Source organism: Pseudomonas sp. ABa2, from assembly GCF_056676075.1.
The window spans coordinates 2,298,873-2,322,024 of record NZ_CM155239.1 but is presented as its reverse complement, the minus strand read 5'-3'; the positions used below and the strand labels follow the sequence as shown (position 1 = coordinate 2,322,024).

Here is a 23,152-nt window from a genome sequence, read left to right as displayed (position 1 = left end):
ACTTCGCTCATCGACCGCATGAGTCCCCAACCGGTGCCCTGAGTATAGGCATCACAAAGTTGACCAGTGTTGTTCAGGAGTAACACTTTGAATCTGCTTTTTTGTAATTATCGATATAGCGAAAGACACTAAATAAAGAATTTCGGCTCGCCTATCTTAATCCGCTCGACAGTTCGTCCAGGCGCCTGGCCAATTTCTTGACAAGCCTAAAACAACGCCAAGACTTGCTCTAACAACTCGATCGGAGTGGCCATGCCCTGCTCCGAATAGAACGTAATCCACAGGATGTGGATTGAAGTCCAACGTTCGCTCTGACGGTATGCCTGCCCGCAGCAGGTTGGATATGGAGATCACCCATTGTGGTGGACGTACAGCAGCTGTTGACCGCGGTATCCCCCGACTCCCCGAGTGGCGCCGATCTCGAATACGACTCGGCGTTCCTCGAACTCGAGCGCGTCGCCCAGGGCCAACCCGAGCGCCAGATGGGCGATTCGGTATTGCCCGCCGAGCCGCCGGAATGGCGCCAGGTGCGCGATCTGTGCGTCGAGCTGTTCGCGCGCAGCAAGGATCTGCGCATCGCCAACTATTACCTGCAAAGCAGCATCGCCCTCGATGGCCTGCCCGGCCTGGCCCAGGCGCTGCAGCTGATCCAGGCGCTGCTGCAGCAGTACTGGGACAGCCTCTACCCGATGCTCGACGTCGAGGACGACAACGACCCCACCTTCCGCATCAACGCCCTGGCCGGCATCGGCGCCGAGCCGGTGGTGCGGCTGTTGTGGGAAATGCCGCTGATCCGCTCGCGCGCCTTCGGTACCGTGACCTTGCGTGCCGCGCTCAATGCCAGCGGCTTGCAGCGCTTCGCCAGCGAAAGCCTGGGCCTGGAACAGGTCGCGGCGGCCTTTCGCGATAGCGATGCCGAGCAGGTCGAGGCCTGCCGCGCCGCGGTCGGCGCCGCCCAGGCGGCGCTGCAGGGGATAGAACGGGAGGTCAACGAGCGCGTCGGCTCGGACCGCGGCGCCGATCTGGGCACCATCAAGCAGCTGCTGCGGCATGCCGTGCAGATAGTCGCCGAACAGGCGCCCGCCGCGACCGCGGCAGAGGTGGCCGAGACGGCTCCCGTCGCAGAGGGCGCCAGCGCGGCGACAGCGGGCGCGCCCGCCGCACCGCGCATCAGCGGTGAGATCGGCAATCGCGACGACGTGCTCAAGACCCTCGACCGCATCCTCGCCTACTACGCCCGGCACGAGCCCTCCAGCCCGGTGCCGGTGCTGCTGAGCCGGGCCAAGACGCTGGTCAGTGCCGACTTCGCCACCATAGTGCGCAACCTGATCCCCGACGGCTTCTCCCAGTTCGAAAAGCTCAGGGGGCCCGACGGCGAATAGCGCCGGGTCACCTCATTCACAGCCCATAGCCGCATACGCAGCGCAGGAGGAACAAGATGGCCAACCCCAGCAGCCAGAAATTCATCGCTCGCAACCGAGCTCCACGGGTGCAGATCGAGTACGACGTGGAGCTCTACGGCGCGGAAAAGAAAGTTCAGTTGCCCTTCGTCATGGGGGTGATGGCCGATCTCGCCGGCAAACCCGCCGAACCGCTGCCGGCGGTGGCTGACCGCAAGTTCCTCGAGATCGACGTGGACAACTTCGACTCCCGGCTCAAGGCGATGAAACCGCGGGTGGCCTTCAACGTGCCCAACACCCTGACCGGCGAGGGCAACCTCAGCCTCGACATCACCTTCGAGAGCATGGACGACTTCAGCCCCGCTGCCGTGGCGCGCAAGGTCGATGCGCTCAACCAGTTGCTCGAAGCCCGCACCCAGCTGGCCAACCTGCTGACCTACATGGACGGCAAGACCGGCGCCGAGGAAATGATCATGAAGGCGATCAAGGACCCGGCCCTGCTGCAGGCATTGGCCAGCGCGCCGAAACCGACCGACTCCGAGCCGCAAAGCTGATTAGAGGACGCAGACCATGGCCGAACCGATGACCGAACAGCAGGCCCAGGGTGGGACTGCTACCGAAGAGACCAGCGACTTCGCGTCGCTGCTGCTGCAGGAATTCAAACCCAAGACCGAGCGCGCCCGCGAGGCGGTGGAAACCGCGGTGCGCACCCTGGCCGAACATGCGCTGGAAAAGACCGACCTGATCTCCAACGATGCGATCAAGTCCATCGAGTCGATCATCGCCGCCATCGACGCCAAGCTCACCGAGCAGATCAACCTGATCATGCACCACCAGGACTTCCAGCAACTGGAAAGCGCCTGGCGCGGCCTGAGCTACCTGGTCAACAACACCGAGACCGACGAGCAGCTGAAGATCCGCGTGATGAGCATCTCCAAGGGCGAGCTGCACAAGACCCTGAAGAAGTTCAAGGGCACCGCCTGGGACCAGAGCCCGATCTTCAAGAAGATGTACGAGGAAGAGTACGGCCAGTTCGGCGGCGAGCCCTACGGCTGCCTGGTCGGCGACTACTACTTCGACCAGTCGCCGCCGGACGTCGAGCTTCTCGGCGAGCTGTCCAAGGTCTGCGCAGCCATGCATTCGCCGTTCATTGCCGCGGCGTCGCCCACCGTCATGGGCATGGGCTCCTGGCAGGAGCTGTCCAACCCGCGCGACCTGACCAAGATCTTCACCACCCCCGAGTACGCCGCCTGGCGCTCGCTGCGCGAGTCCGAGGATGCGCGCTACATCGGCCTGACCATGCCGCGCTTCCTCGCCCGCCTGCCCTATGGCGCCAAGACCGACCCGGTGGATGCCTTCGCCTTCGAGGAGGACACCGCTGGCGCCGACAGCAGCAAGTACACCTGGGCCAACTCGGCCTACGCCATGGCGGTCAACATCAACCGCTCGTTCAAGCTCTACGGCTGGTGCTCGCGCATTCGCGGCGTGGAGTCCGGCGGCGAGGTACCGAACCTGCCGGCGCACACCTTCCCCACCGACGACGGCGGCGTGGACATGAAGTGCCCGACCGAGATCGCCATTTCCGATCGCCGCGAGGCCGAGCTGGCGAAGAACGGTTTCATGCCCCTGCTGCACAAGAAGAACACCGACCTGGCGGCCTTCATCGGCGCCCAGTCGCTGCAGAAGCCGGCCGAGTACGACGACCCCGACGCGACCGCCAACGCCAACCTGGCGGCGCGCCTGCCCTACCTGTTCGCCACCTGCCGTTTCGCCCACTACCTCAAATGCATCGTGCGCGACAAGATCGGCTCGTTCAAAGAGAAGGACGACATGCAGCGCTGGCTGCAGAACTGGATTCTCAACTACGTCGACGGCGACCCGGCGCACTCCACCGAAACCACCAAGGCCCAGCACCCGCTGGCCGCCGCCGAGGTGGTGGTCGAGGAAGTCGAGGGCAACCCCGGCTACTACAACTCGAAGTTCTTCCTGCGCCCGCACTACCAGCTGGAAGGTCTGACGGTGTCCCTGCGCCTGGTCTCCAAGCTGCCCTCGGCCAAAGGCGCCTGATCCACCCTCACATTGGTATCCGCCACGGCGGCGGATACCGCACCACGTAGCGTGGCGCGAGCCACCAAGGAGGCATGATGGCTGTTGATATGTTTATCAAGATCGGCGATGTGGACGGAGAATCCGCCGACAAGACCCACGCCAAGGAAATCGACGTACTGGCCTGGAGCTGGGGCATGTCCCAGTCCGGCAGCATGCATGTGGGCGGTGGCGGCGGCGCCGGCAAGGTCAGTATCCAGGACATCTCGTTGACCAAGTGGATCGACAAGTCCTCGCCCAACCTGATGATGGCCTGCTCCAGCGGCAAGCATTACCCCGAGGCCAAGCTGACCATCCGCAAAGCCGGCGGCGAGGATCCGGTGGAGTACCTGATCATCACCCTCAAGGAAGTGCTGGTGTCGTCCATCAGCACCGGCGGCAGTGGCGGCGAGGATCGCCTGACCGAGAACGTCACCCTCAACTTCGGCCAGGTTCAGGTCGACTATCAACCGCAGAAACAGGACGGCAGCAAGGACGGCGGCCCGATCAAGTACGGCTGGAACATCCGCGAAAACGTCAAGATCTGAGGCATGACCGCCCGGCGCCGCTGCGGCGCCGGGTGCTCGTTTCGTCGGCCATGGCACCAGCGCAGGCGCTCGGCGCGTACGTCTGGTATCGCCACCAAAGGCCAGGACACCCGCGGCCCGCAGCGCCACTGCTGCGCGGCACATGAACGGAAGGACGCAGCGATGAATGCCGATGAACTTGTGCGTGCCGGTCAGCTGAACGAGGCCCTGGGCGCCCTGCAGGATCAAGTGCGCAGCCAGCCGTCCAACCCCGCCCTGCGCGTCTTCCTCTTTCAACTGCTGGCCGTGCTCGGCCAGTGGGGCCGCGCACAGAACCAGCTCAAGGTCGCCGGCGAGCTGGATGCCGGCGCCCTGGCCATGGTGCAGACCTACCGCACGGCCCTGGAATGCGAGGCGCTGCGCGGCGAAGTCTTCGCCGGGCGGCTGACGCCGGTGCTGCTGGGCCAGCCGGCGGACTGGCTGGCCCCGCTGATTCAGGCCCTCAAGCTGGATGCCGAAGGTCATGGCGAAGCCGCAGCGCAGCTGCGCGAGCAGGCCTTCGACGCTGCCCCGGCCATCGCCGGCGAACTCAACGACGAACCCTTCGCCTGGTGCGCCGACGCCGATCCGCGGCTCGGTCCGGTGCTGGAGCTGATCGTCAACGGCCGCTACGTCTGGCTGCCGATGGAGAACCTCGTCAGCCTCAGCTGCGAGGCGCCTAGCGACCTGCGCGACCTGGTGTGGATGCCGGCCGAGCTGACCCTGCGCAACGGCGGCACCACCGTGGCGCTGATTCCCAGCCGCTACCCGGACACCGCCCTACTCGGCGACGACGCCGCGCGCCTGGCGCGCAAAGTCGATTGGCAGGACAACGGTTTGCCCATCGGCCAGCGCCTGTTCGCCACCGACCGGGGCGAAACCGCGCTGTTCGACCTGCGCAGCCTGCGCTTCGCCGCCGGGGACGCCTGAGCATGGCCGAGCTGACCCTGCAGGAGCGACTGCAGCCTTCGCTGCTCGATCGTCTCACCGACGACGAGCCGAGCAACCCCAAGGAAAGCGCCGAGCGCCGGGTGATGAATCTCAACCAGCTCAAGGCCTCGGTGCTGCGCGACTTGGCCTGGCTGCTCAACACCACCGCGTTGTTCGGCCCGGAAACCGCGGCACAGATGCCGGCCGGCACCTCGGTGATCAATTTCGGCCTGCCGCCGCTGTCCGGCCACACCGCCTCGAGCATCGACGTACAACTGGTCGAGACCCTGCTTGCCGAGATCATCGAAACCTACGAGCCACGCCTGCTCCAGGGCTCGCTACGGGTGCGCGCGCAGCTGGCAAGCGACGAGATGAACCACAACGCGCTGAGCTTCGAGATCGAGGCCGACCTGTGGGCCGAACCGGTGCCGCTGCGCCTGCTGCTGTCCACCGATCTGGACCTGGAGACCGGGCATATCAAGGTCGCCCCGGTCGACGGCAGGAGGCGCGCATGAACCCGCGCCTGCTCGACTACTACAACCAGGAGCTGCAGCACATCCGCGAGAGCGCCGCCGAGTTCGCCGCCGAGTTCCCCAAGATCGCCAGCCGCCTGACCCTGTCCGGCATCGACTGCGCCGACCCCTATGTCGAGCGCCTGCTGGAGGGCTTCGCCTACCTCACCGCGCGCGTGCACCTGAAACTCGACGCCGAGTACCCCACCTTCACCCATAACCTGCTGGAAATCGCCTACCCGCACTACCTGGCGCCGACGCCCTCGGTGGCCGTGGTGCAACTGTGCGCCGACCCCGACGAGGGCTCGCTGGCCAGTGGTTTTCGCGTCGAACGCGGCGCCGCCCTGCGTGGCCAGCTCGGCCACGAGGAGCAGACCGCCTGCGAGTACCGCACCTGCCACGACGTCACCCTGTGGCCGCTGGAGGTCAGCCGTGCCGAGTATTTCGGCAACCCGGCCACCGCCCTCGGCCGCCTCGCCGCGGCCGAACCGCGAGCCAAGGCCGGCCTGCGCATCCGTCTCAAATGCGGCGCCGGCATGCCGTTCAAGGCCCTGGCGCTGGACAGCCTGCCGTTGTTTCTCGGCGGCGCCGACGAGCAGCCGTTCCGCCTCTACGAGCAACTGCTGGGCAACGCCTGCGCCTTGTTTATCAAGAGCGTCGATGGCGAATGGGCCGAACGTTTGCCGCTGAGCTGCATCCAGGCACGCGGCTTCGACGACGAGGACGCGGTGCTGCCGGTAGTGCCGCGCGCCTTCCAGGGCTACCGCCTGCTGCAGGAGTATTTCGCCCTGCCCAATCGCTTCCTGTTCGTCGAGTTCGCCGGCCTTGCGCGCGGCGTGGCGCGCTGCAACGCCCAGGAGCTGGAACTGGTGGTGCTGTTCACCCGCCTGGACAGCAGCCTGGAAGGCGCGGTGTCGGCCGCCCAGTTCGTGCCTTTCTGCACCCCGGCGGTCAACCTGTTCCCGCGCCGCGCCGACCGCATCCACCTCAGCGACCGCGTGCACGAACACCAGGTGATCGCCGACCGCACCCGCCCGCTGGACTTCGAGATCCACTCGCTGACCCAGGTCAGCGGCCACGGCAGCGGCCCCGAACAGCCGTTTCAGCCCTTCTACGCCATTCGCGATCCGGCCCGTTACGGCCGCGAGCAGGCCTATTATGTGGTGCGCCGCGAGCCGCGCCGGTTGTCCAGCCAGGCGCGCCGGCGCGGGCCGCGCTCCACCTACGTCGGCAGCGAGACCTTCGTCTCCCTGGTCGACGTCAACCAGGCGCCCTACCGCCACGACCTGCGCCAACTGGGCATCGGCGCGCTGTGCACCAACCGCGACCTGCCGCTGCTGATGCCGATCGGCACCGGCAAGAGCGACTTCACCCTCGAAGACAGCGCGCCGGTGCAGGCGGTGCGCTGCCTGGCCGGGCCGAGCCGGCCGCGCGCCAGCCGCGCCCACGATGCCAGCGCCTGGCGGCTGATCAGCCAGCTGTCGCTCAACTACCTGTCGCTCAGCGAACGCGGCCAGGGCGCCGCGGCCCTGCGCGAGTTGCTGCGCCTGTACGGCGATCCGGCCGATTCGGCGCTGCAGTTGCAGATCGAGGGCCTGCGCGAGGTGCGCAGCAGCCCCTGCACGCGGCGCCTGCCGATGCCCGGGCCGATCGTGTTCGGCCGCGGCCTGGAGATCAGCCTGGAATTCGACGAGAACGCCTTTCGCGGCACCGGCGTGTACCTGCTCGGCGCGGTGTTCGAGCGCTTTCTCGCCCGTTACGTGTCGATCAACAGTTTTACCGAAACGGTATTGCGCACCACCGAGCGCGGAGAGGTCATGCGATGGCAGGCACAACCGGGTCGCCGCCCGAACATCTGAGCGGCGCCGCCGAGATGGCCGCCGCGCCCTGGAGCTACGACTTCTTCCAGGCGCTGCGGCGTATCGAATGCACGGCCGTGGCGCAGCCGCGCATCGGCCGTTCCGTGCGCCTAGCCGACGATCCGCTGCGCCTGGGCCAGCAGCCCGACTGCAGCTTCGCCCCGGCGACCCTGGCCAGCGTGCACCAGGGCCCGGTGCCGCGTATCGAACAGTTCTTCTTCGGCCTCACCGGCCCCAACGGGCCGCTGCCGCTGCACCTGACCGAGTACGCCCGCGAGCGCCAGCGCAACAATGGCGACGCCACCTTCAAGCGCTTTCTCGACGTCTTCCACCATCGCCTGCTGACCCTGTTCTACCGCGCCTGGGCCGAGGCGCGGCCCACCGTCAGCCACGACCGGCCAGACGACGACTACTGGTCGATGCGCCTGGCCGCCCTGTCCGGCCGCGGCATGCCCAGCCTGCTCGGCCAGGGGCCGCTGGCCGATTCGGCGAGCCTGCACTTCAGCGGCCACCTGGCCGCGCAGACCCGCTACCCGGACGGCCTGCGCAGCATCCTCGAAGCCTATTTCGAGGTGCCGGTGCGCATCGAGGAATACGTCGGCCAGTGGCTGCAGCTGCCGCAGTACAGCCAGGTCGGCGCGGCCGCCTGCACCCTCGGTAGCGACCTGTGCCTGGGCACCCACGTATGGGATCGCCAGCACAAGTTCCGCATCCGCCTCGGCCCGCTGAGCCTCGAGCAGTACCAGCGCCTGCTGCCGGGCCAGGAGAACTTCGCCGAGCTGGCCGCCTGGGTCGCCGAGCACCAGGGCGACGAGCTGGACTGGGAGGTCAACCTGGTGCTGCGTTGCCAGGAGGTGCCGCGCATCGACCTCGACGGCGGCACCCAGCTCGGCTTCAACACCTGGCTCGGCACCCCGTTGCACGACCCCGACGACCTCTCGCTGGTACGCGACTACGCCAGCCAATCCATCCCCGATTCGAGGAGCTGCGAACATGAGTGAGATCAGCCGCGCCGCGCTGTTCGGCAAGTTGAACAGCCTGGCCTACAAGGCCATCGAAGCCGCCACGGTGTTCTGCAAGCTGCGCGGCAACCCCTACGTCGAACTGGTGCACTGGCTGCACCAGATCCTCCAGCTGCAGGACTCCGACCTGCACCAACTGGTGCGCCAGTTCAGCCTCGACCCGGCGCGCCTGGCCAAGGACGTCACCGAGGCGCTGGATCGCCTGCCGCGCGGTTCCACCTCGATCACCGACCTGTCCTCCCACGTCGAGGAAGCGGTCGAGCGCGGCTGGGTCTATGGCAGCCTGATGTTCGGCGAGAGCCAGGTGCGCACCGCCTACCTGATCGTCGGCATCCTCAAGACGCCGAGCCTGCGCCATGCGCTGACGGCGATTTCCCGCGAGTTCGACAAGATCAAGGTGGAGAGCCTGATCGAGCGCTTCGACGAGTATGTCGGCAACTCGCCGGAGAACGGCCTCGGCGCCAGCGACGGCTTCAACGCCGCCGGCGCGCCGGGCGAAGCCAGCGGCGCCATGGCTCCCAGCGCCATGGGCAAGCAGGAGGCGCTCAAGCGCTTCACCGTCGACCTCACCGAGCAGGCGCGCAGCGGCAAGCTCGACCCCATAGTCGGGCGCGACGAGGAGATCCGCCAGCTGGTGGACATCCTCATGCGCCGCCGGCAGAACAACCCGATCCTCACCGGCGAGGCCGGCGTCGGCAAGACCGCGGTGGTCGAGGGCTTCGCCCTGCGCATCGTCGCCGGCGACGTGCCGCCGAGCCTCAAGGACGTCGAGCTGCGCGCCCTCGACGTCGGCCTGCTGCAGGCCGGGGCGAGCATGAAGGGCGAGTTCGAGCAACGCCTGCGCCAGGTGATCGAGGACGTGCAGAGCTCGCCCAAGCCGATCATCCTGTTCATCGACGAGGCCCACACCCTGGTCGGTGCCGGCGGCGCGGCCGGCACCGGCGACGCCGCCAACCTGCTCAAGCCGGCGCTGGCGCGCGGTACCCTGCGCACCGTGGCGGCCACCACCTGGGCCGAATACAAGAAGCACATCGAGAAAGACCCGGCGCTGACCCGGCGCTTCCAGGTGGTGCAGGTGGACGAGCCGTCCGAGCACAAGGCGATCCTGATGATGCGCGGCGTGGCCTCGACCATGGAACAACACCACAAGGTGCAGATTCTCGATGAGGCGCTGGAGGCCGCGGTCAAGCTGTCGCACCGCTATATCCCGGCGCGCCAACTGCCGGACAAGTCGGTGAGCCTGCTGGATACCGCCTGCGCCCGCGTCGCCATCAGCCTGCACGCGGTACCTGCCGAGGTGGACGACAGCCGCCGGCGGATCGAGGCGTTGGAAACCGAACTGGCCATCATCGCCCGCGAACAGGCCATCGGCATCGCCATCGGCAGCCGTCAGAGCGACGTGCAAGGCGCCCTGGCCGAGGAGCGCGAGCGCCTGGCCGCCCTGGAAAGCCGCTGGAGCGAGGAAAAGGCCCTGGTCGACGAGCTGCTGGCGACCCGCGCCAGCCTGCGCGCCGCCGCCGAAGCGGTGGACACCACCGGCGCGGCCCAGGCGCAGCCGCCGAGCCCGCAGCTGAGCGACGACGAACGCCAGGCGCTGCACGGCAAACTGGCGGATCTGCAGAGCCGCCTCAGCGCGCTGCAGGGGGAAACGCCACTGATCCTGCCCACCGTCGATTACCAGGCGGTGGCCTCGGTGGTCGCCGACTGGACCGGCATCCCGGTCGGGCGCATGGCGCGCAACGAGATCGACACCGTGCTGCGCCTCGACGAGCACCTGAAAAAACGCATCATCGGCCAGGACCACGCCCTGAGCATGATCGCCAAGCGCATCCAGACCTCGCGCGCCGGGCTGGACAACCCGAGCAAGCCGATCGGCGTTTTCCTTCTCGCCGGCACCTCCGGGGTGGGCAAGACCGAGACCGCCCTGGCCCTGGCCGAGGCCATGTACGGCGGTGAGCAGAACGTCATCACCATCAACATGAGCGAGTTCCAAGAGGCGCACACCGTCTCCACCTTGAAGGGCGCCCCGCCCGGCTACGTCGGCTACGGCGAAGGCGGCGTGCTGACCGAGGCCGTGCGGCGCAAGCCCTACAGCGTGGTGCTGCTGGACGAGGTGGAAAAGGCCCACCCGGACGTGCACGAAATCTTCTTCCAGGTGTTCGACAAGGGCGTGATGGAAGACGGCGAAGGCCGCATGATCGACTTCAAGAACTGCCTGATCCTGCTCACCACCAACGCCGGCACCGAGATGATCGCCGGCCTGTGCAGCGACCCCGAGCTGATGCCGGACCCCGAGGCCATTGCCAAGTCGCTGCGCGAGCCGTTGCTCAAGGTGTTCCCCCCGGCCCTGCTCGGCCGCCTGGTGACCATCCCCTACTACCCGCTGAGCGACAAGATGCTCGAGAGCATCAGCCGGCTGCAGCTGGACCGCATCAAGAAGCGTGTGGAGGCGACACACAAGGTGCCGTTCGACTACGAGCAGAGCGTGCTCGACCTGGTGGTGTCGCGCTGCACCGAGGCCGAGAGCGGCGGCCGGCAGATCGACGCCATCCTCACCAACAGCCTGCTGCCGGACCTGTCGCGCGAGTTTCTCGGCCGCCTGCTGGAGGGCAAGCCGCTGGCCGGTGTGCATATCGGCGCCGAAAATGGCCAGTTCAGCTACCGCTTCGACTAGCAGGCCGTGATCGCCAAGGGAGAACGTAGATGGCACTGACCCAATCCCAGCGCCTGGTGCAGGTCAACGGCCCGCTGGGCGCCAATGTCCTGCTGCTGCAGAGCCTGGAAGGCAGCGAGGAACTCGGACGGCCCTTCCAGTACCACCTGGAGCTGACCTCTGAGGACGCCTCGGTCAAGTTCGACCAGCTGCTGGGTAAACCCATGGGCCTGGCGCTGGAGCTGTACGACGGCGGCGAGCGCTACTTCCACGGCATCGTCTGCGCCTGCCGGCAGACCGTCGGCACCGGCCAGTACGCCGGCTACCAGGTGACCCTGCGGCCCTGGCTGTGGCTGCTCAGCCGCACCTCGGACTGCCGCATCTTCCAGAACAAGACGGTGCCGGACATCATCAAGCAGGTGTTCCGCGACCTGGGTTTCTCCGACTTCGAGGACAGCCTCAGCGGCAGCTACCGCGAGTGGGAATACTGCGTGCAGTACCGCGAAACCAGCTTCGACTTCGTCAGCCGGCTGATGGAGCAGGAAGGCATCTACTACTACTTCCGCCACGAAAAGGCGCGCCACGTGCTGGTGCTGGCCGATGCCTACGGCGCCCATTCGACGGTGGAGGGCTACGCCTCGGTGCCCTTCTTCCCGCCCGAGCAGCAGATGCGCGAGCGCGATCATTTCTACGACTGGCAACTGGCGCGCGAGGTTCAGCCCGGCGTCCTGGCGCTGACCGACTACGATTTCCAGCGCCCCAGCGCGAGCCTGGAGGTGCGCTCCAGCGTGTCGCGCAGCCACAGCAACGCCGAATACCCGCTGTTCGACTACCCCGGCGAGTACGTGCAGAGCAAGGACGGCGAGCATTACGCGCGCACCCGCATCGAGGCCATCCATACCCGCTTCGAGCGCGTGCAGCTGCGTGGCCGCGCCCGCGGCCTGGGCTCGGGGCACCTGTTCAAGCTCAGCGGCTACGAGCGCACCGACCAGAACCGCGAATACCTGGTGGTGGGTGCGCGCTACCGCATCCACCAGGAGCCCTACGAAACCGGCTTCGGCGACAGCAGCGAGCAGTTCACCAGCGAGCTGGACTGCATGGACGCCAGCCAGGCCTTCCGCCCGCTGCCGTTGACGCCGCTGCCCATCGTCCGTGGGCCGCAAACCGCCATGGTGGTCGGGCCCAGCGGCGAGGAGATCTGGACCGACCAGTACGGCCGGGTCAAGGTGCACTTCTACTGGGATCGCCACGACCAGTCCGACGAGAACAGCTCCTGCTGGATGCGCGTGTCGCAGGCCTGGGCCGGCAAGAACTGGGGCGCGATCCAGCTGCCGCGCATCGGCCAGGAGGTGATCGTCAGCTTCCTCGAAGGCGACCCGGACCGGCCGATCATCACCGGCCGCGTCTACAACGCCGAGCAGACGGTGCCCTACGACCTGCCGGCCAACGCCACCCAGAGCGGGGTCAAGAGCCGTTCGAGCAAGGAAGGCACGCCGGCCAACTTCAACGAAATCCGCATGGAGGACAAGAAGGGCGAGGAACAGCTGTTCATCCACGCGGAAAAGAACCAGGACATCGAGGTGGAGAACGACGAGACCCACTGGGTCGGCCACGATCGCACTAAAACCATCGACAACGACGAAACCGTGCACGTCAAACACGACCGCACCGAGACGGTGGACAACATCGAGACCATCACCATCGGCGTCGACCGTATCGAGAAGGTCGGCAACAACGAATCCATCACCATCGGCGTCAACCGCACCGAAAGCGTCGGCAGCAACGAAGACATCACCATCGGCGCCAACCGCACCGAGAACGTCGGCAGCAACGAGAGCATCACCATCGGCAGCAACCGCACCGAGAACGTCGGCAGCGACGAGAGCATCACCATCGGCAACAACCGCACCGAAAACGTCGGCAGCAACGAGAACATCACTATCGGCAGCAACCGCACCGAGAGCGTCGGCAGCAACGAAGAAATCAGCATCGGCAGCAACCAGAGCACCAGCATCGGCAAGAACGAGTCGCGCAGTGTCGGCCAGAGCCGCGACAGCAGCATCGGCAAGGACGACAGCCTGAGCGTCGGCAAGAACTTCTCGCTGACCGCCGGCGACTCCATCACCCTGACCACCGGCTCGGCCAGCATCACCATGAAGAAGGACGGCACCATCACCATCCGCGGCAAGGACATCACCATCGACGGCTCCGGCGCGATCAACGTCAAGGCCAGCAAGAACGTGGTGGTCAAGGGGCAGAAGATTCTGCAGAACTAGCAGGCCGGTTCTACCCACGGCCAGGAGCCCAGCTATGACGGTTCAATACTGCCTGCCCAGCCAGGCGCGCCTCGACGGCGTGATGATCGGCACCCTGCTCGCCCTGTCCGAGGACGGCGTGCCGCGGGTGAGCTTTCCCGGTTGCGCCGATGCCCAGGGCGTAAGCGCTCGCAGCATGGCACCGCTGGCTGCCGCGGATATCGGCGCCCAGGTCGCGCTGATGTTCGAGAACGGCGACCCGAGTCGCCCGCTGCTGATCGGCCGCCTGCTCGGCGCGCTGGCGGCGTCCCAGGTGCAGCTGGACGACGAACGCCTGGAGCTGCGCGCCGAGCAGGAAATCGTGCTGCGCTGCGGCAAGGCCAGCATCACCCTGACCCGCGCCGGCAAGGTGATCATCCAGGGCGCCTACCTCTCCAGCCGCTCCAGCGGGGTCAACCGCATCAAGGGCGGCTCGGTGCAGATCAACTAGAAGGCGCTGGCCCATGCAACTGCTCAATGCCACCCGACTGATGGCGGCCTTCACCCAGGGCCTGGCGCCCGACGGGCGCGAATCGCTGGTGGTGATCGCCAAGGGTACCTTCGACCTGCCGCTGGACGGCCGCGAGGCGCGCCTGCTCGACCCCCAGCAGCCGCTGCTGATGGCCGATACCTTTCACGGCGAGCCGGGCCTCAGCGCACCGCTGCAGGAGATGGACTTCGCCCCGGTCAAACCCTTCTGCGACGTGCTGGTGCAGGGCAAGGCCCATGCGCCGGGCGGCAAGCCGGCGACCCAGATCACCGCCGGCATCCGCGTCGGCCGGGTCGGCAAGGCCTTCTCGGTACTCGGCCCCAGGCACTGGCAGCCAGGCCTGCTCGGCGTCGCGCCCGGGCTGCCGCAGCCTTTTCTCGAACAGACGATTTCCTACGCCCAGGCCTTTGGCGGCGCCCATCCGCTCAAGGGCAACCCCGAGCAACAACAGGCCTACCCGGATAACCCGGCCGGCATCGGCTGGTATCCGCGCGGCACGGACAGCGCCGACATGCTCGGCATGCCGATGCCCTGCACTGAGGAGCTGGGCAAGCCGGTCGACAGCCCGCATGGCGACTTCCGCCCCATGGCGCTGGGGCCCATCGGCCGTCACTGGCCGCAGCGCGCCGCCTTTGCCGGCACCTACGACGAGGCCTGGTTGGCGGACTGCTTTCCCTTCCTGCCGGCCGATTTCGACAACCGCTACTTCCAGGCCGCGCCGGCCGATCAGCAGACCGATTACCTCAAGGGCGGCGAGGAGGTACTGCTGCTCAACCTCACGGCGCAGGAACGCGCGGGCTTTCGCATTCCGCAGATGTCCGTGCCGGTAACCTTCTTTCTCAACAAGGGCGGCCATGAGACGGTGCATGCCGTGATCGACACCCTGCTGATCGACACCGAGGCGCGCCAGGTGCAGCTGACCTGGCGCACCAGTCGACCGCTCAAACGCAACATGTTCGAGATCGCCCAGGTGCTGGTGGGCAGCATGTCGCGCGCCTGGTGGCGTGCCCGCGAGCTGGGCAAGGACTACCACGCCGGCCTCGGCAGCCTGGTCAAGTCCAGACACCAGGCGACGGAGGCCGACTGATGAACGCCCTGTGCATTCTCGGCTCCGGCATGGTCAGCGCGGTCGGTCTCAGTGCCCCGGCCAGTTGCGCGGCGATTCGCTGCGCCATCGACAACTTCCAGGAAACCCGCTTTATCGACCGTGGCGGCGAATGGCTGATCGCCGCCAGCGTGCCGCTGGAACAACCCTGGCGAGGCCGCGCCAAGCTGATCAAAATGGCCGCCCGCGCCATCGCCGAAGCCCTGCAGAATGCACCCGGCGTCGATCCGGCGCAAACCCCGCTGCTGCTCGGCGTCGCCGAACTGGAACGCCCAGGGCGGCTGGAGGGCCTGGATATCGAATTGCTGCACGGTATCGAACGGGAACTGGGCCTGGCCTTTCATCCCAGCTCCAACCTCATCGCCCGCGGCCGGGTCAGCGGCGCGGTGGCCCTGCTCAACGCGCGCAAGCTGATCTACCAGGGCGGCCATCGCCACGTGCTGATCGCCGGTGTCGATTCCTTCCTCAGCGCGCCGACCCTGGCCGCCTTCGAGGAGCGCGAACGTCTGCTCACCAGCCAGAACTCCAACGGCTTTATCCCCGGGGAAGGTGCCGCCGCCGTGGTGATCGGCGCTCCGGTCGCCAGCGAGGAGCCGCAACTGGCCTGCCTCGGCCTTGGCTTTGGCATGGAGCCGGCGACGGTGGAAAGCGAAGACATCCCCCTGCGCGCCGAGGGCCTGACCCAGGCCATCCGCGCCGCACTGGCCGAGGTGGGCTGCGGTCTGGAGCAGATGGACTACCGCGTCACCGACCTGTCCGGCGAGCAGTACTACTTCAAGGAAGCCTCGCTGGCCCTGAGCCGCAGCCTGCGCGTGCGCAAGGAGTTCTTCCATATTTGGCACCCGGCCGACTGCATCGGCGAAGTCGGCGCCGCCATCGGTCCGGCCATGCTCGCCGTGGCCCTGGCCGCCAGCCGCAAGGCTTACGGCGATGGACCGAACATCCTCTGCCACCTGGGCAACGACGCCGGCCAACGCGCCGCCGCCCTGCTCAGCTACCAACCGGTGAGGGCCGCCTGATGGGCAACGAGGTCTACGCCAACAATATGGAAGTGTCGTGCAAGTCGGCCGACGGCAAGGCCGTGGCCTGCTTCCCGGACGTCTGCTTCACCCCGCCGCAGACCCCGGCCACCCCACCCGGGGTGCCCATCCCCTACCCCAACACCGGCATGGCCAAGGACACCACCAACGGCACCCGCACGGTGAAAATCACCGGCAAGGAAGTGATGCTCAAGAACAAGAGCTACTTCAAGACCAGCTACGGCGACGAGGCCGGTTGCGCGCCGAAGAAAGGGGTGATCACCAGCAAGAACAAGGGCAAGGTGTACTTCACCTCCTGGTCGATGGATGTGAAGTTCGAGGGAGAGAATGTGGTCAGGAACCTGGATATGACCACCCATAACCATGCGTCGATGCCAGGCAATACACCAGTTTGGCCCTATATGGACAAGCTGGCGATGGATGCCGGAGGGGGCGCCTGCAAGAAGGAGGTAGAAAAGGAAAAAACCGACTGCGCGGACTTCAAACCCCATGGCAGCAAGGATGCTTGCACGGCGTTGGGTAAGAAGAAAAAACCCTCGGGTAAGAAAACCAGCCCTGAAGCCGATCAGGTGGCCGACAAGGCTGCCGCCAGCAAGTGTTTGTCTGCCCGCCGTTGCTCCCTGCAGCCGTACAAGCCCAGCGGCTGCTGTCCGCAACAGACTCCGCACCACCTGATAGAAGCCAGTTCGCTACATGACACCGGGCGCGGTGGTACTGGTTCATCGCCGCTCAAGGGCATCAAGGACTACAAGGAGGGGAAAGCTCCTTGCGTCTGTGCCGAGGGGGTGAACCAGAATGTGGGGACGCACGGTTTGATGCATACCTACCAGAGCAGCGGCTCGGCCAAAGCCCGCAGAGGCAATCTCACTTTCGAGAACGGTTACACCACCAAAGCCAAACGCATGAGCTACAAGAAGGCAAAAGGCAATGCGGTGACCGCAATGTCGAAAGCCTTTCCACAGTCCAAATGCTCGAAGAAATGCATCGAGGCCCAGTTGGACAACTACCACAACCAGTGTGGGATCAAGGACACGACACAGATCAAGGCCGTGGAAACCGGGCAGAGCGATGTCCGTGCAGCCAATCAGGCGGTCAGCGCACGAAACGCCAGACTGGCCAGCCCTCGTGGCAGAGGCGGCCGTTAAACAAAAAGGAGGAAGCTCATGGCTGGACAATGGACAGGAATCTTCTCATTCGTTACCGGCGTCGTCAGGTATCACGACCTGGCTTACCTGGCATCGGTATCGGATGAAATGCAGGCCAAGCGGATCAATCACACCTATATCACCGAGTGGGATGCGGGCACCTGGAGAGTCGGCGACGACGATGACGATATCCAGCATTGGTCGGTGGTCGCCGCTACGTTGGTTCACTCGCCACTGGAACAGGCATTGTTTCTCGGCGCGGGCGGTCAGGTCATCTGCATGGGCTCTGGCGACACCCACGAAGAGCAGCTCCCCAATGATGATTCCGCCATTCCCGGACGCGGCGAGATGCGCGGCGTATGTGCCGTCGAGGGTGTCGCTTACGCCTGCGGGATGGACAGGCAGGTCTACCGCCGACATGACGAGAACGACTGGCGTGCGATGGATGCCGGAGCTCGACCTGCAGCAGAAGACGAGCGCATCGTCGGCTTCGAAGCCATCGCCGGTTTCGCTAAGAGCGAAATCTATGCGGCAGGCTGGGAGGGTGAAATCTGGTCATTCGACGGCAAGCTATGGCGTCCGCAGGTCAGCCCGACGAATCTTGTCCTTACTGCACTGTGCTGTGCGGAGGACGGCTACGTATATGCCTGCGGACAGCTCGGCACCCTACTCCGTGGCCGACATGCCACTTGGGAGGTTATCGAGCACGGCGACACCGAAGATGATCTCTGGAGTCTTGCCTGGTTCATGGGGACGCTCTACGTTTCCAGTTCGACCGCTATCTATAAATTGCACAACGGCCATCTGCAGTCCGTCGACTTTGGCGACGACGAGCCTACCAATTGTTTCCACCTGAGTTCCGCCGACGGCGTGCTATGGAGTATCGCCGGCAAAGATGTCTTCGCCTTCGATGGAAACCAGTGGCAACGGATCGACTAGATGCCCAGTCTTGAAGTGATAGTCGACCAACACATCGAAGAAGCCGCCTTCCTCGGCTTGCTGCGCAGCATCGCCGTCCACGAGCCCCACTACGACCTCAATCACCTGACCACCCTCGACAACCGTATCGAGGCCCATCTGGACGGCCTGCGTATCGCCGGCCCGGTCGCTCTAGAAACCCTGCTGCAGCAGCTCGATCCCAACGCCCAGGGCGAAATCTTCGCGGCCACGGTGCTGGCCTTCGAGACCGCCAATACCGCCGCCATGGCCCGGCTGGCCGAGCATGTGCGCGCCGCCCCCGACAGCGCGCGTTTTATGGCCGCGGCCCTGGGCTGGCTGGATTGGGCCCGAGTCGAGCCCTGGGTGGACAAGCTGCTTGGCTCGCCCGAGGCACTGTTTCGTCAGATCGGCCTGGCCGCCTGCGGCATGCACCGCCGCGATCCGGGGCCGGCGCTGATCGCCGGGCTGGCGCATGCCGACGCGGCAGTCGTCGCCCAGGCCGCGCGCACCGCCGGCGAGTTGCGCCGGCGCGATCTGCTGCCGGCGATCCGTGCCCATCGCCTGCAGGCCGACGAAAACGCGCGCTTCTGGGCCAACTGGGCCACGGTGCAGATGGGCGACGAGGAGGCGCTGCTGCCCCTGCGCCAGTTCGCCGAACAACCGGGCCCGCTACAGCAGCGCGCCTTGCCGGTGCTACTGGCCTGGCAGCCCAGAGAAACCAGCGTCGCCTGGATTCGCCAGTTGATGCCGCAAGCGCAGCAGCGCCGCATGGTCATCCAGGCGGTAGGCCTGCTGGGCGATCCGCTAAGTCTGCCCTGGCTGATCCAGCAGATGCGGGACGTGACGCAGGCCCGGGTCGCCGGCGAGGCCTTCAGCCTCATCACTGGAGCAGACCTGGCGTTGCTCGATCTGGAGCTGCGCGACACCCCCGAGCACGACGCCGGCCCCAACGACGATCCGGCCGATGCCAACGTGGCCATGGACGAGGACGAGAACCTGCCCTGGCCCGACCCGGCGTTGATAGAGGCCTGGTGGCAAGGGGAGAAAGGCGCGTACCGGAATGGCCAGGGCTATTTCCTCGGCCAACCGATAAGCGAGCAGGGCTATCGCCTGGCCCTAAGCAATGGCCAGCAGCGCCAGCGCAGGGTTGCGGCCTATGGCCTGGCGCGTTTTCGCCCGACCGAGGCATTGTTTCCGGTCGCCGCGCCCGCCTGGCGGCAGCGGGCCTTGCTCAGATCTTGAGAGCGCAGGACGCCCTGGTGCGCATGGCGCACCTTACACAGCGGAATAACGGCTGACTTCGATCAGATTGCCGTCCGGGTCGCGAAAATACACCGACTCGATGGGCCCGATGGCGCCGGTGCGCGCCACCGGCCCCTCCTCCACAGCCACGCCCTGCTCGGCCAGATGCGCGAGCACCTTGACCAGCGGCCACTCGGTGATCAGGCACAGATCGATGGCCCCCGGCGTCGGCCTGGCGGCCTTGGGCTCGAACTCGCGGCCGGCCTGGTGCAGGTTGAATTTCTGTTGACCGAAGAGCAGCGCACTGCGCCCGGCGCCGAAACGCTCGTGGCGCATGCCCAGCACCCGTTCGTAAAAGGCGACGGTGGCCTCGATATCGGCCACGGTCAGCACCAGGTGATCCAGTCGTTCGATCATGTTCAATGCCTGTCCAGCAGATGAAAACGCGGCAGCCCCAGGTGCCAGTGGATCGCTGCCAGGCGCGCGCCCAGCACCACCAGCATGGCGGCGCTGGTATCCAGCCAGTGCGGCGTGTCCAGCGCGCGCAGGCCGATAAAGGTCAGCGCACCGGCGATGCAGGCGGTGGCGTAGATTTCCTTCTGAAAGATCAGCGGGATCTCGTTGCACAGCACGTCGCGGATCACCCCGCCGACCACGCCGGTCATCACCCCCATGATCACCGCGGTGCTGATCGGCGTGCCGTGCTGCAGTGCCAGTTCGGTGCCGTACACAGTGAACACCGCCAGGCCGAAGGCGTCGGCGATCAGCAGGCCCTTCTCGTGGATCGGCCGGGTCATGCGCACCCAGACCACCGTGCCCAGCGCCGCCAGCGACGCCACCAGGATATAGGTGTCGTCGCGTATCCAGCTGACCGGGTGATTGTCCAGAATCAGATCGCGCAGCGTGCCGCCGCCCAGGGCGGTGACGATGGCCATGACCAGCACGCCGAACAGGTCCATGGACTTGCGCCCGGCCATCAGCGCGCCGGTGATGGCGAACACCGCCACGCCGAACAGGTCGGCGAAATAGAACAGTTGCTGCATGGCGCCCTCAGCCACCGACCGGGGTGCGCAGGGTGACGAACTCCTCGGCGGCGCTCGGGTGCACGCCGATGGTCTCGTCGAATATCTGCTTGGTGGCGCCGGCCTTGAGCGCGATGGCCAGGCCCTGGACGATCTCGCCGGCCTCCGGGCCGACCATATGGCAGCCCAGCACGCGGTCGTTGTCGGCATCGACCACCAGCTTCATCAGGGTGCGCTCCTGGCATTCGGTGAGGGTCAGCTTCATCGGCCGGAAACGGCTCTCGAAGATCTGCACGCGATGCCCCGCCTCGACCGCCTGCTCCTCGCTCAGGCCGACGGTGCCAATATTCGGCAGGCTGAACACCGCGGTGGGGATCATCCGGTAGTCCAGCGGGCGGTACTGCTCCGGCTGGAACAGGCGGCGCGCCACGGCCGTGCCCTCGGCCAGCGCCACCGGGGTCAGTTGCACGCGGCCGATCACGTCGCCGATGGCGAGGATCGACGGCGTGCTGGTCTGGAACTGCTCGTCCACTTCGACATAACCGCGCTGATCCAGCTTCACCTCGACGTTTTCCAGGCCCAGGTTGTCCAGCATCGGCCGGCGGCCGGTGGCGTAGAACACGCAGTCGGCCTGCAGCACGCGGCCATCCTTGAGGGTGGCGTTGAGGCTGCCGTCGGTTTGCCGTTCGATGCGCTCGATATCGGCGTTGAATTGCAGGTCGATGCCTTTCTTGACCAGCTCCTCCTTCAGGTGTCTACGCACCGCGCCGTCGAAGCCGCGCAGGAACAGCTCGCCGCGGTAGAGCTGGGTGACCTGGGCACCCAGGCCATGGAAGATCGAGGCGAACTCCACAGCGATATAGCCGCCACCCACCACCAGCACGCGCTTGGGCAGGGTTTCCAGGAAGAACGCCTCGTTGGAGCTGATGGCATGCTCGCGCCCGGGAATCTCGGGGAGCTGCGGCCAGCCGCCGGTGGCGATAAGGATGCGCTCGGCGCTGTGGCGCTGGCCGTTCACCTCGACGCTATGGGCGTCGAGGATGCGCGCGTGGCCCTCGAACAGGCTCACGCCGCTATTCACCAGCAGGTTGCGGTAGATGCCGTTGAGACGCTGGATCTCGCGGTTCTTGTTGGCGATCAGGGTCGCCCAGTCGAAGTGCGCCTCGCCCAGCGACCAGCCGAAACCGCCGGCCTGCTCGAAGTCTTCGGCAAAATGCGCGCCGTAGACCAACAGTTTTTTCGGCACGCAGCCAACGTTGACGCAGGTGCCACCGAGGTAGCGGCTCTCGGCCACCGCCACCCGGGCACCGTAGCCGGCAGCGAAACGTGCCGCACGAACGCCGCCGGAGCCGGCGCCGATCACGAACAGGTCGTAGTCGTAAGTCATCTGAGGCCTCCTTAGACAGGCCGCCAGCATACCGGAAAGGCAAAGACTAAGCTGACAGCCAAGGAGGAAAGCCGCCATGCGCCCGACCCTGACGCACCTGGCGCTGCACGTGCCCGACCTGGACGCCTGCATCGCCTTCTACCAACGCTACTGCGCCATGCAGGTGATCCACCAGCGCCCCGGCAAGGGCACGCGCATCGTCTGGATGGCCGAGCCGGGCAAGGAGCACCAGTTCATCTTCGTCATCATGCCCGGCGGCCAGGATCGCCAGCTGGCCAGCGACGACTACAGCCATTTCGGCTTCGCCCTGGCCCGCCGCGAGGAGGTCGACCGCATCGCGGCCATGGCCGCGGAGGACGGCTGCCTGATCTGGCCGCCGCGCGACGAGCCCTACCCGGTCGGCTACTACTGCGGCCTGCGCGACCCGGCCGGCAACTACGTGGAATTCAGCTACGGCCAGCCGCTGGGGCCGGGGTCGGAGCGGATGCCGATCCCCTGAAACGCAAGACGCCACCCGAAGGTGGCGTCCTGGTTAACTCGGGATGCGTGGTGCTCACGGGGCCGCGCGCACCTCCCGTTGCCTAAGGCTCAGTAGGCCTTGCCGGTCTTGTACAGGTTCTCGAAGCAGAAGTTGGTCGCCTCGATATAGCCTTCGGCGCTGCCGCAGTCGAAGCGCTGGCCCTTGAACTTGTAGGCCATCACGCAGCCCTGCTGGGCCTGGCGCATCAGCGCGTCGGTGATCTGGATCTCGCCGCCCTTGCCCGGCGGGGTGTCGCGGATCAGGTCGAAGATGTCCGGGGTGAGGATATAGCGGCCGATGATCGCCAGGTTCGACGGCGCGTCCTCGGGCTTGGGCTTCTCCACCATGTTGCTGACCCGGTAGATGTCGTCGCGGATCATCTCGCCGGCGATCACCCCGTACTTGTGGGTCTCGTCGCGCGGCACTTCCTGGATGGCGACGATGGAGCAACGGAACTGCTTGTACAGCTTGACCATCTGGGTCAGCACGCTGTCGCCCTCCAGGTTCAGGCACAGGTCGTCGGCCAGCACCACGGCGAAGGGTTCGTCGCCGATCAGCGGCTGGCCGCAGAGGATGGCGTGCCCCAGGCCCTTCATCTCCACCTGGCGGGTGTAGGCGAAGCTGCACTCGTCGATCAGGCGGCGGATGCCGACCAGGTACTTTTCCTTGTCGGTGTCGCGGATCTGGTGCTCCAGCTCGTAGCTGACGTCGAAATGGTCCTCCAGCGCGCGCTTGCCGCGGCCGGTGACCATGGCGATCTCGGTCAGACCAGCGGACAGCGCCTCTTCGACGCCGTACTGGATCAGCGGCTTGTTCACCACCGGCAACATTTCCTTGGGCATGGCCTTGGTCGCGGGCAAGAAGCGGGTGCCGTAACCGGCGGCGGGGAACAGGCATTTCTTGATCATGGGACTCCCAGATGGCGTGTGGAATGCGCAGCC

At 66.2% G+C, this 23,152-nt stretch carries 21 protein-coding genes; 17 read left to right on the top strand and 4 right to left on the bottom strand.

The annotated features are described in order from the left end of the window. Positions 1–359 precede the first annotated feature (359 nt). The 16 genes from tssA to AC1G9C_RS11270 all read left to right on the top strand — a co-directional run bounded on the left by tssA (position 360) and on the right by AC1G9C_RS11270 (position 19,282). Positions 360–1,382: a type VI secretion system protein TssA gene (gene tssA / locus AC1G9C_RS11345; RefSeq protein ID WP_480410233.1), complete on the top strand. Its 1,023-nt coding sequence runs from the start codon at positions 360–362 to the stop codon at positions 1,380–1,382. Between the two features lie 56 nt (positions 1,383–1,438). Next, complete coding sequence (tssB, locus tag AC1G9C_RS11340; protein WP_003245007.1) at positions 1,439–1,954, top strand: type VI secretion system contractile sheath small subunit; 516 nt, start codon at positions 1,439–1,441, stop codon at positions 1,952–1,954. Between the two features lie 16 nt (positions 1,955–1,970). Next, positions 1,971–3,467, top strand: coding sequence for a type VI secretion system contractile sheath large subunit (gene tssC, locus AC1G9C_RS11335; RefSeq protein WP_021443732.1), 1,497 nt, complete (start codon positions 1,971–1,973; stop codon positions 3,465–3,467). Positions 3,468–3,544: 77 nt separating this feature from the next. Further along, complete coding sequence (locus AC1G9C_RS11330; RefSeq protein ID WP_031303038.1) at positions 3,545–4,033, top strand: Hcp family type VI secretion system effector; 489 nt, start codon at positions 3,545–3,547, stop codon at positions 4,031–4,033. Positions 4,034–4,195: 162 nt separating this feature from the next. Then, positions 4,196–4,981, top strand: a complete 786-nt coding sequence (locus tag AC1G9C_RS11325) for a type VI secretion system accessory protein TagJ (protein ID WP_480410232.1) — start codon at positions 4,196–4,198, stop codon at positions 4,979–4,981. A gap of 2 nt (positions 4,982–4,983) precedes the next feature. Beyond that, positions 4,984–5,496 (top strand): type VI secretion system baseplate subunit TssE, encoded by a 513-nt coding sequence (tssE, locus tag AC1G9C_RS11320; protein ID WP_021443729.1) that lies wholly within the window; start codon positions 4,984–4,986, stop codon positions 5,494–5,496. Beyond that, positions 5,493–7,352 (top strand): type VI secretion system baseplate subunit TssF, encoded by a 1,860-nt coding sequence (gene tssF / locus AC1G9C_RS11315; protein WP_480410231.1) that lies wholly within the window; start codon positions 5,493–5,495, stop codon positions 7,350–7,352. Before tssE ends, tssF begins: the two co-directional genes overlap by 4 nt. After that, complete coding sequence (gene tssG, locus AC1G9C_RS11310; protein WP_480410230.1) at positions 7,316–8,353, top strand: type VI secretion system baseplate subunit TssG; 1,038 nt, start codon at positions 7,316–7,318, stop codon at positions 8,351–8,353. The genes tssF and tssG overlap by 37 nt, the downstream gene beginning before the upstream one ends. Next, the gene (tssH, locus tag AC1G9C_RS11305; protein WP_480410229.1) at positions 8,346–11,048 is read left to right on the top strand and encodes a type VI secretion system ATPase TssH; all 2,703 of its coding nucleotides are present in this window, start codon (positions 8,346–8,348) and stop codon (positions 11,046–11,048) included. Before tssG ends, tssH begins: the two co-directional genes overlap by 8 nt. 29 nt (positions 11,049–11,077) lie before the next feature. Beyond that, positions 11,078–13,303, top strand: a complete 2,226-nt coding sequence (locus AC1G9C_RS11300; protein WP_480410228.1) for a type VI secretion system Vgr family protein — start codon at positions 11,078–11,080, stop codon at positions 13,301–13,303. Between the two features lie 34 nt (positions 13,304–13,337). Continuing rightward, positions 13,338–13,772 (top strand): DUF6484 domain-containing protein, encoded by a 435-nt coding sequence (locus AC1G9C_RS11295; protein ID WP_480410227.1) that lies wholly within the window; start codon positions 13,338–13,340, stop codon positions 13,770–13,772. A gap of 13 nt (positions 13,773–13,785) precedes the next feature. Next, a complete protein-coding gene (locus AC1G9C_RS11290; protein ID WP_480410226.1) occupies positions 13,786–14,898 on the top strand; it encodes a DUF2169 family type VI secretion system accessory protein in 1,113 nt (370 codons plus the stop codon). Beyond that, positions 14,895–15,935, top strand: coding sequence for a hypothetical protein (locus AC1G9C_RS11285; protein ID WP_480410405.1), 1,041 nt, complete (start codon positions 14,895–14,897; stop codon positions 15,933–15,935). Before AC1G9C_RS11290 ends, AC1G9C_RS11285 begins: the two co-directional genes overlap by 4 nt. Then, a complete protein-coding gene (locus tag AC1G9C_RS11280; RefSeq protein ID WP_021442818.1) occupies positions 15,935–17,101 on the top strand; it encodes an HNH/endonuclease VII fold toxin-2 domain-containing protein in 1,167 nt (388 codons plus the stop codon). Before AC1G9C_RS11285 ends, AC1G9C_RS11280 begins: the two co-directional genes overlap by 1 nt. 18 nt (positions 17,102–17,119) lie before the next feature. After that, complete coding sequence (locus AC1G9C_RS11275) at positions 17,120–18,040, top strand: hypothetical protein (RefSeq protein ID WP_021442819.1); 921 nt, start codon at positions 17,120–17,122, stop codon at positions 18,038–18,040. Further along, a complete protein-coding gene (locus AC1G9C_RS11270; RefSeq protein ID WP_480410225.1) occupies positions 18,041–19,282 on the top strand; it encodes a TIGR02270 family protein in 1,242 nt (413 codons plus the stop codon). It abuts the gene before it with no gap. A 33-nt stretch (positions 19,283–19,315) separates the two neighbouring features. On the opposite strand, the gene AC1G9C_RS11265 is transcribed toward AC1G9C_RS11270, so the two are convergent. Genes AC1G9C_RS11265 through gorA form a run of 3 tightly spaced genes read right to left on the bottom strand, consistent with a single transcriptional unit; the run spans position 19,316 to position 21,691 of the window. Further along, positions 19,316–19,699, bottom strand: coding sequence for a VOC family protein (locus AC1G9C_RS11265; RefSeq protein WP_480410224.1), 384 nt, complete (start codon positions 19,697–19,699; stop codon positions 19,316–19,318). A 2-nt stretch (positions 19,700–19,701) separates the two neighbouring features. After that, positions 19,702–20,325, bottom strand: a complete 624-nt coding sequence (locus AC1G9C_RS11260) for a trimeric intracellular cation channel family protein (protein ID WP_480410223.1) — start codon at positions 20,323–20,325, stop codon at positions 19,702–19,704. A gap of 7 nt (positions 20,326–20,332) precedes the next feature. After that, positions 20,333–21,691: a glutathione-disulfide reductase gene (gene gorA, locus AC1G9C_RS11255; protein WP_480410222.1), complete on the bottom strand. Its 1,359-nt coding sequence runs from the start codon at positions 21,689–21,691 to the stop codon at positions 20,333–20,335. A 76-nt stretch (positions 21,692–21,767) separates the two neighbouring features. Here gorA and AC1G9C_RS11250 point away from each other — a divergent pair, with 76 nt between their 5' ends. Next, positions 21,768–22,190, top strand: coding sequence for a VOC family protein (locus AC1G9C_RS11250; protein ID WP_480410221.1), 423 nt, complete (start codon positions 21,768–21,770; stop codon positions 22,188–22,190). A gap of 89 nt (positions 22,191–22,279) precedes the next feature. Here AC1G9C_RS11250 and galU read toward each other — a convergent pair whose 3' ends face one another. Continuing rightward, the gene (galU, locus tag AC1G9C_RS11245) at positions 22,280–23,119 is read right to left on the bottom strand and encodes a UTP--glucose-1-phosphate uridylyltransferase GalU (RefSeq protein ID WP_021442131.1); all 840 of its coding nucleotides are present in this window, start codon (positions 23,117–23,119) and stop codon (positions 22,280–22,282) included. Positions 23,120–23,152: the final 33 nt, after the last annotated feature.

What these genes read in the sequence shown, in the direction of transcription:
- tssB (WP_003245007.1), top strand. Translation starts at nt 1,439, where the DNA reads ATGGCCAACCCCAGCAGCCAGAAATTCATCGCTCGCAACCGAGCTCCA.
- tssC (WP_021443732.1), top strand. Translation starts at nt 1,971, where the DNA reads ATGGCCGAACCGATGACCGAACAGCAGGCCCAGGGTGGGACTGCTACC.
- AC1G9C_RS11330 (WP_031303038.1), top strand. Translation starts at nt 3,545, where the DNA reads ATGGCTGTTGATATGTTTATCAAGATCGGCGATGTGGACGGAGAATCC.
- AC1G9C_RS11325 (WP_480410232.1), top strand. Translation starts at nt 4,196, where the DNA reads ATGAATGCCGATGAACTTGTGCGTGCCGGTCAGCTGAACGAGGCCCTG.
- tssE (WP_021443729.1), top strand. Translation starts at nt 4,984, where the DNA reads ATGGCCGAGCTGACCCTGCAGGAGCGACTGCAGCCTTCGCTGCTCGAT.
- tssF (WP_480410231.1), top strand. Translation starts at nt 5,493, where the DNA reads ATGAACCCGCGCCTGCTCGACTACTACAACCAGGAGCTGCAGCACATC.
- tssG (WP_480410230.1), top strand. Translation starts at nt 7,316, where the DNA reads ATGGCAGGCACAACCGGGTCGCCGCCCGAACATCTGAGCGGCGCCGCC.
- tssH (WP_480410229.1), top strand. Translation starts at nt 8,346, where the DNA reads ATGAGTGAGATCAGCCGCGCCGCGCTGTTCGGCAAGTTGAACAGCCTG.
- AC1G9C_RS11300 (WP_480410228.1), top strand. Translation starts at nt 11,078, where the DNA reads ATGGCACTGACCCAATCCCAGCGCCTGGTGCAGGTCAACGGCCCGCTG.
- AC1G9C_RS11295 (WP_480410227.1), top strand. Translation starts at nt 13,338, where the DNA reads ATGACGGTTCAATACTGCCTGCCCAGCCAGGCGCGCCTCGACGGCGTG.
- AC1G9C_RS11290 (WP_480410226.1), top strand. Translation starts at nt 13,786, where the DNA reads ATGCAACTGCTCAATGCCACCCGACTGATGGCGGCCTTCACCCAGGGC.
- AC1G9C_RS11280 (WP_021442818.1), top strand. Translation starts at nt 15,935, where the DNA reads ATGGGCAACGAGGTCTACGCCAACAATATGGAAGTGTCGTGCAAGTCG.
- AC1G9C_RS11275 (WP_021442819.1), top strand. Translation starts at nt 17,120, where the DNA reads ATGGCTGGACAATGGACAGGAATCTTCTCATTCGTTACCGGCGTCGTC.
- AC1G9C_RS11270 (WP_480410225.1), top strand. Translation starts at nt 18,041, where the DNA reads ATGCCCAGTCTTGAAGTGATAGTCGACCAACACATCGAAGAAGCCGCC.
- AC1G9C_RS11265 (WP_480410224.1), bottom strand. Translation starts at nt 19,699, where the DNA reads ATGATCGAACGACTGGATCACCTGGTGCTGACCGTGGCCGATATCGAG.
- AC1G9C_RS11260 (WP_480410223.1), bottom strand. Translation starts at nt 20,325, where the DNA reads ATGCAGCAACTGTTCTATTTCGCCGACCTGTTCGGCGTGGCGGTGTTC.
- gorA (WP_480410222.1), bottom strand. Translation starts at nt 21,691, where the DNA reads ATGACTTACGACTACGACCTGTTCGTGATCGGCGCCGGCTCCGGCGGC.
- AC1G9C_RS11250 (WP_480410221.1), top strand. Translation starts at nt 21,768, where the DNA reads ATGCGCCCGACCCTGACGCACCTGGCGCTGCACGTGCCCGACCTGGAC.
- galU (WP_021442131.1), bottom strand. Translation starts at nt 23,119, where the DNA reads ATGATCAAGAAATGCCTGTTCCCCGCCGCCGGTTACGGCACCCGCTTC.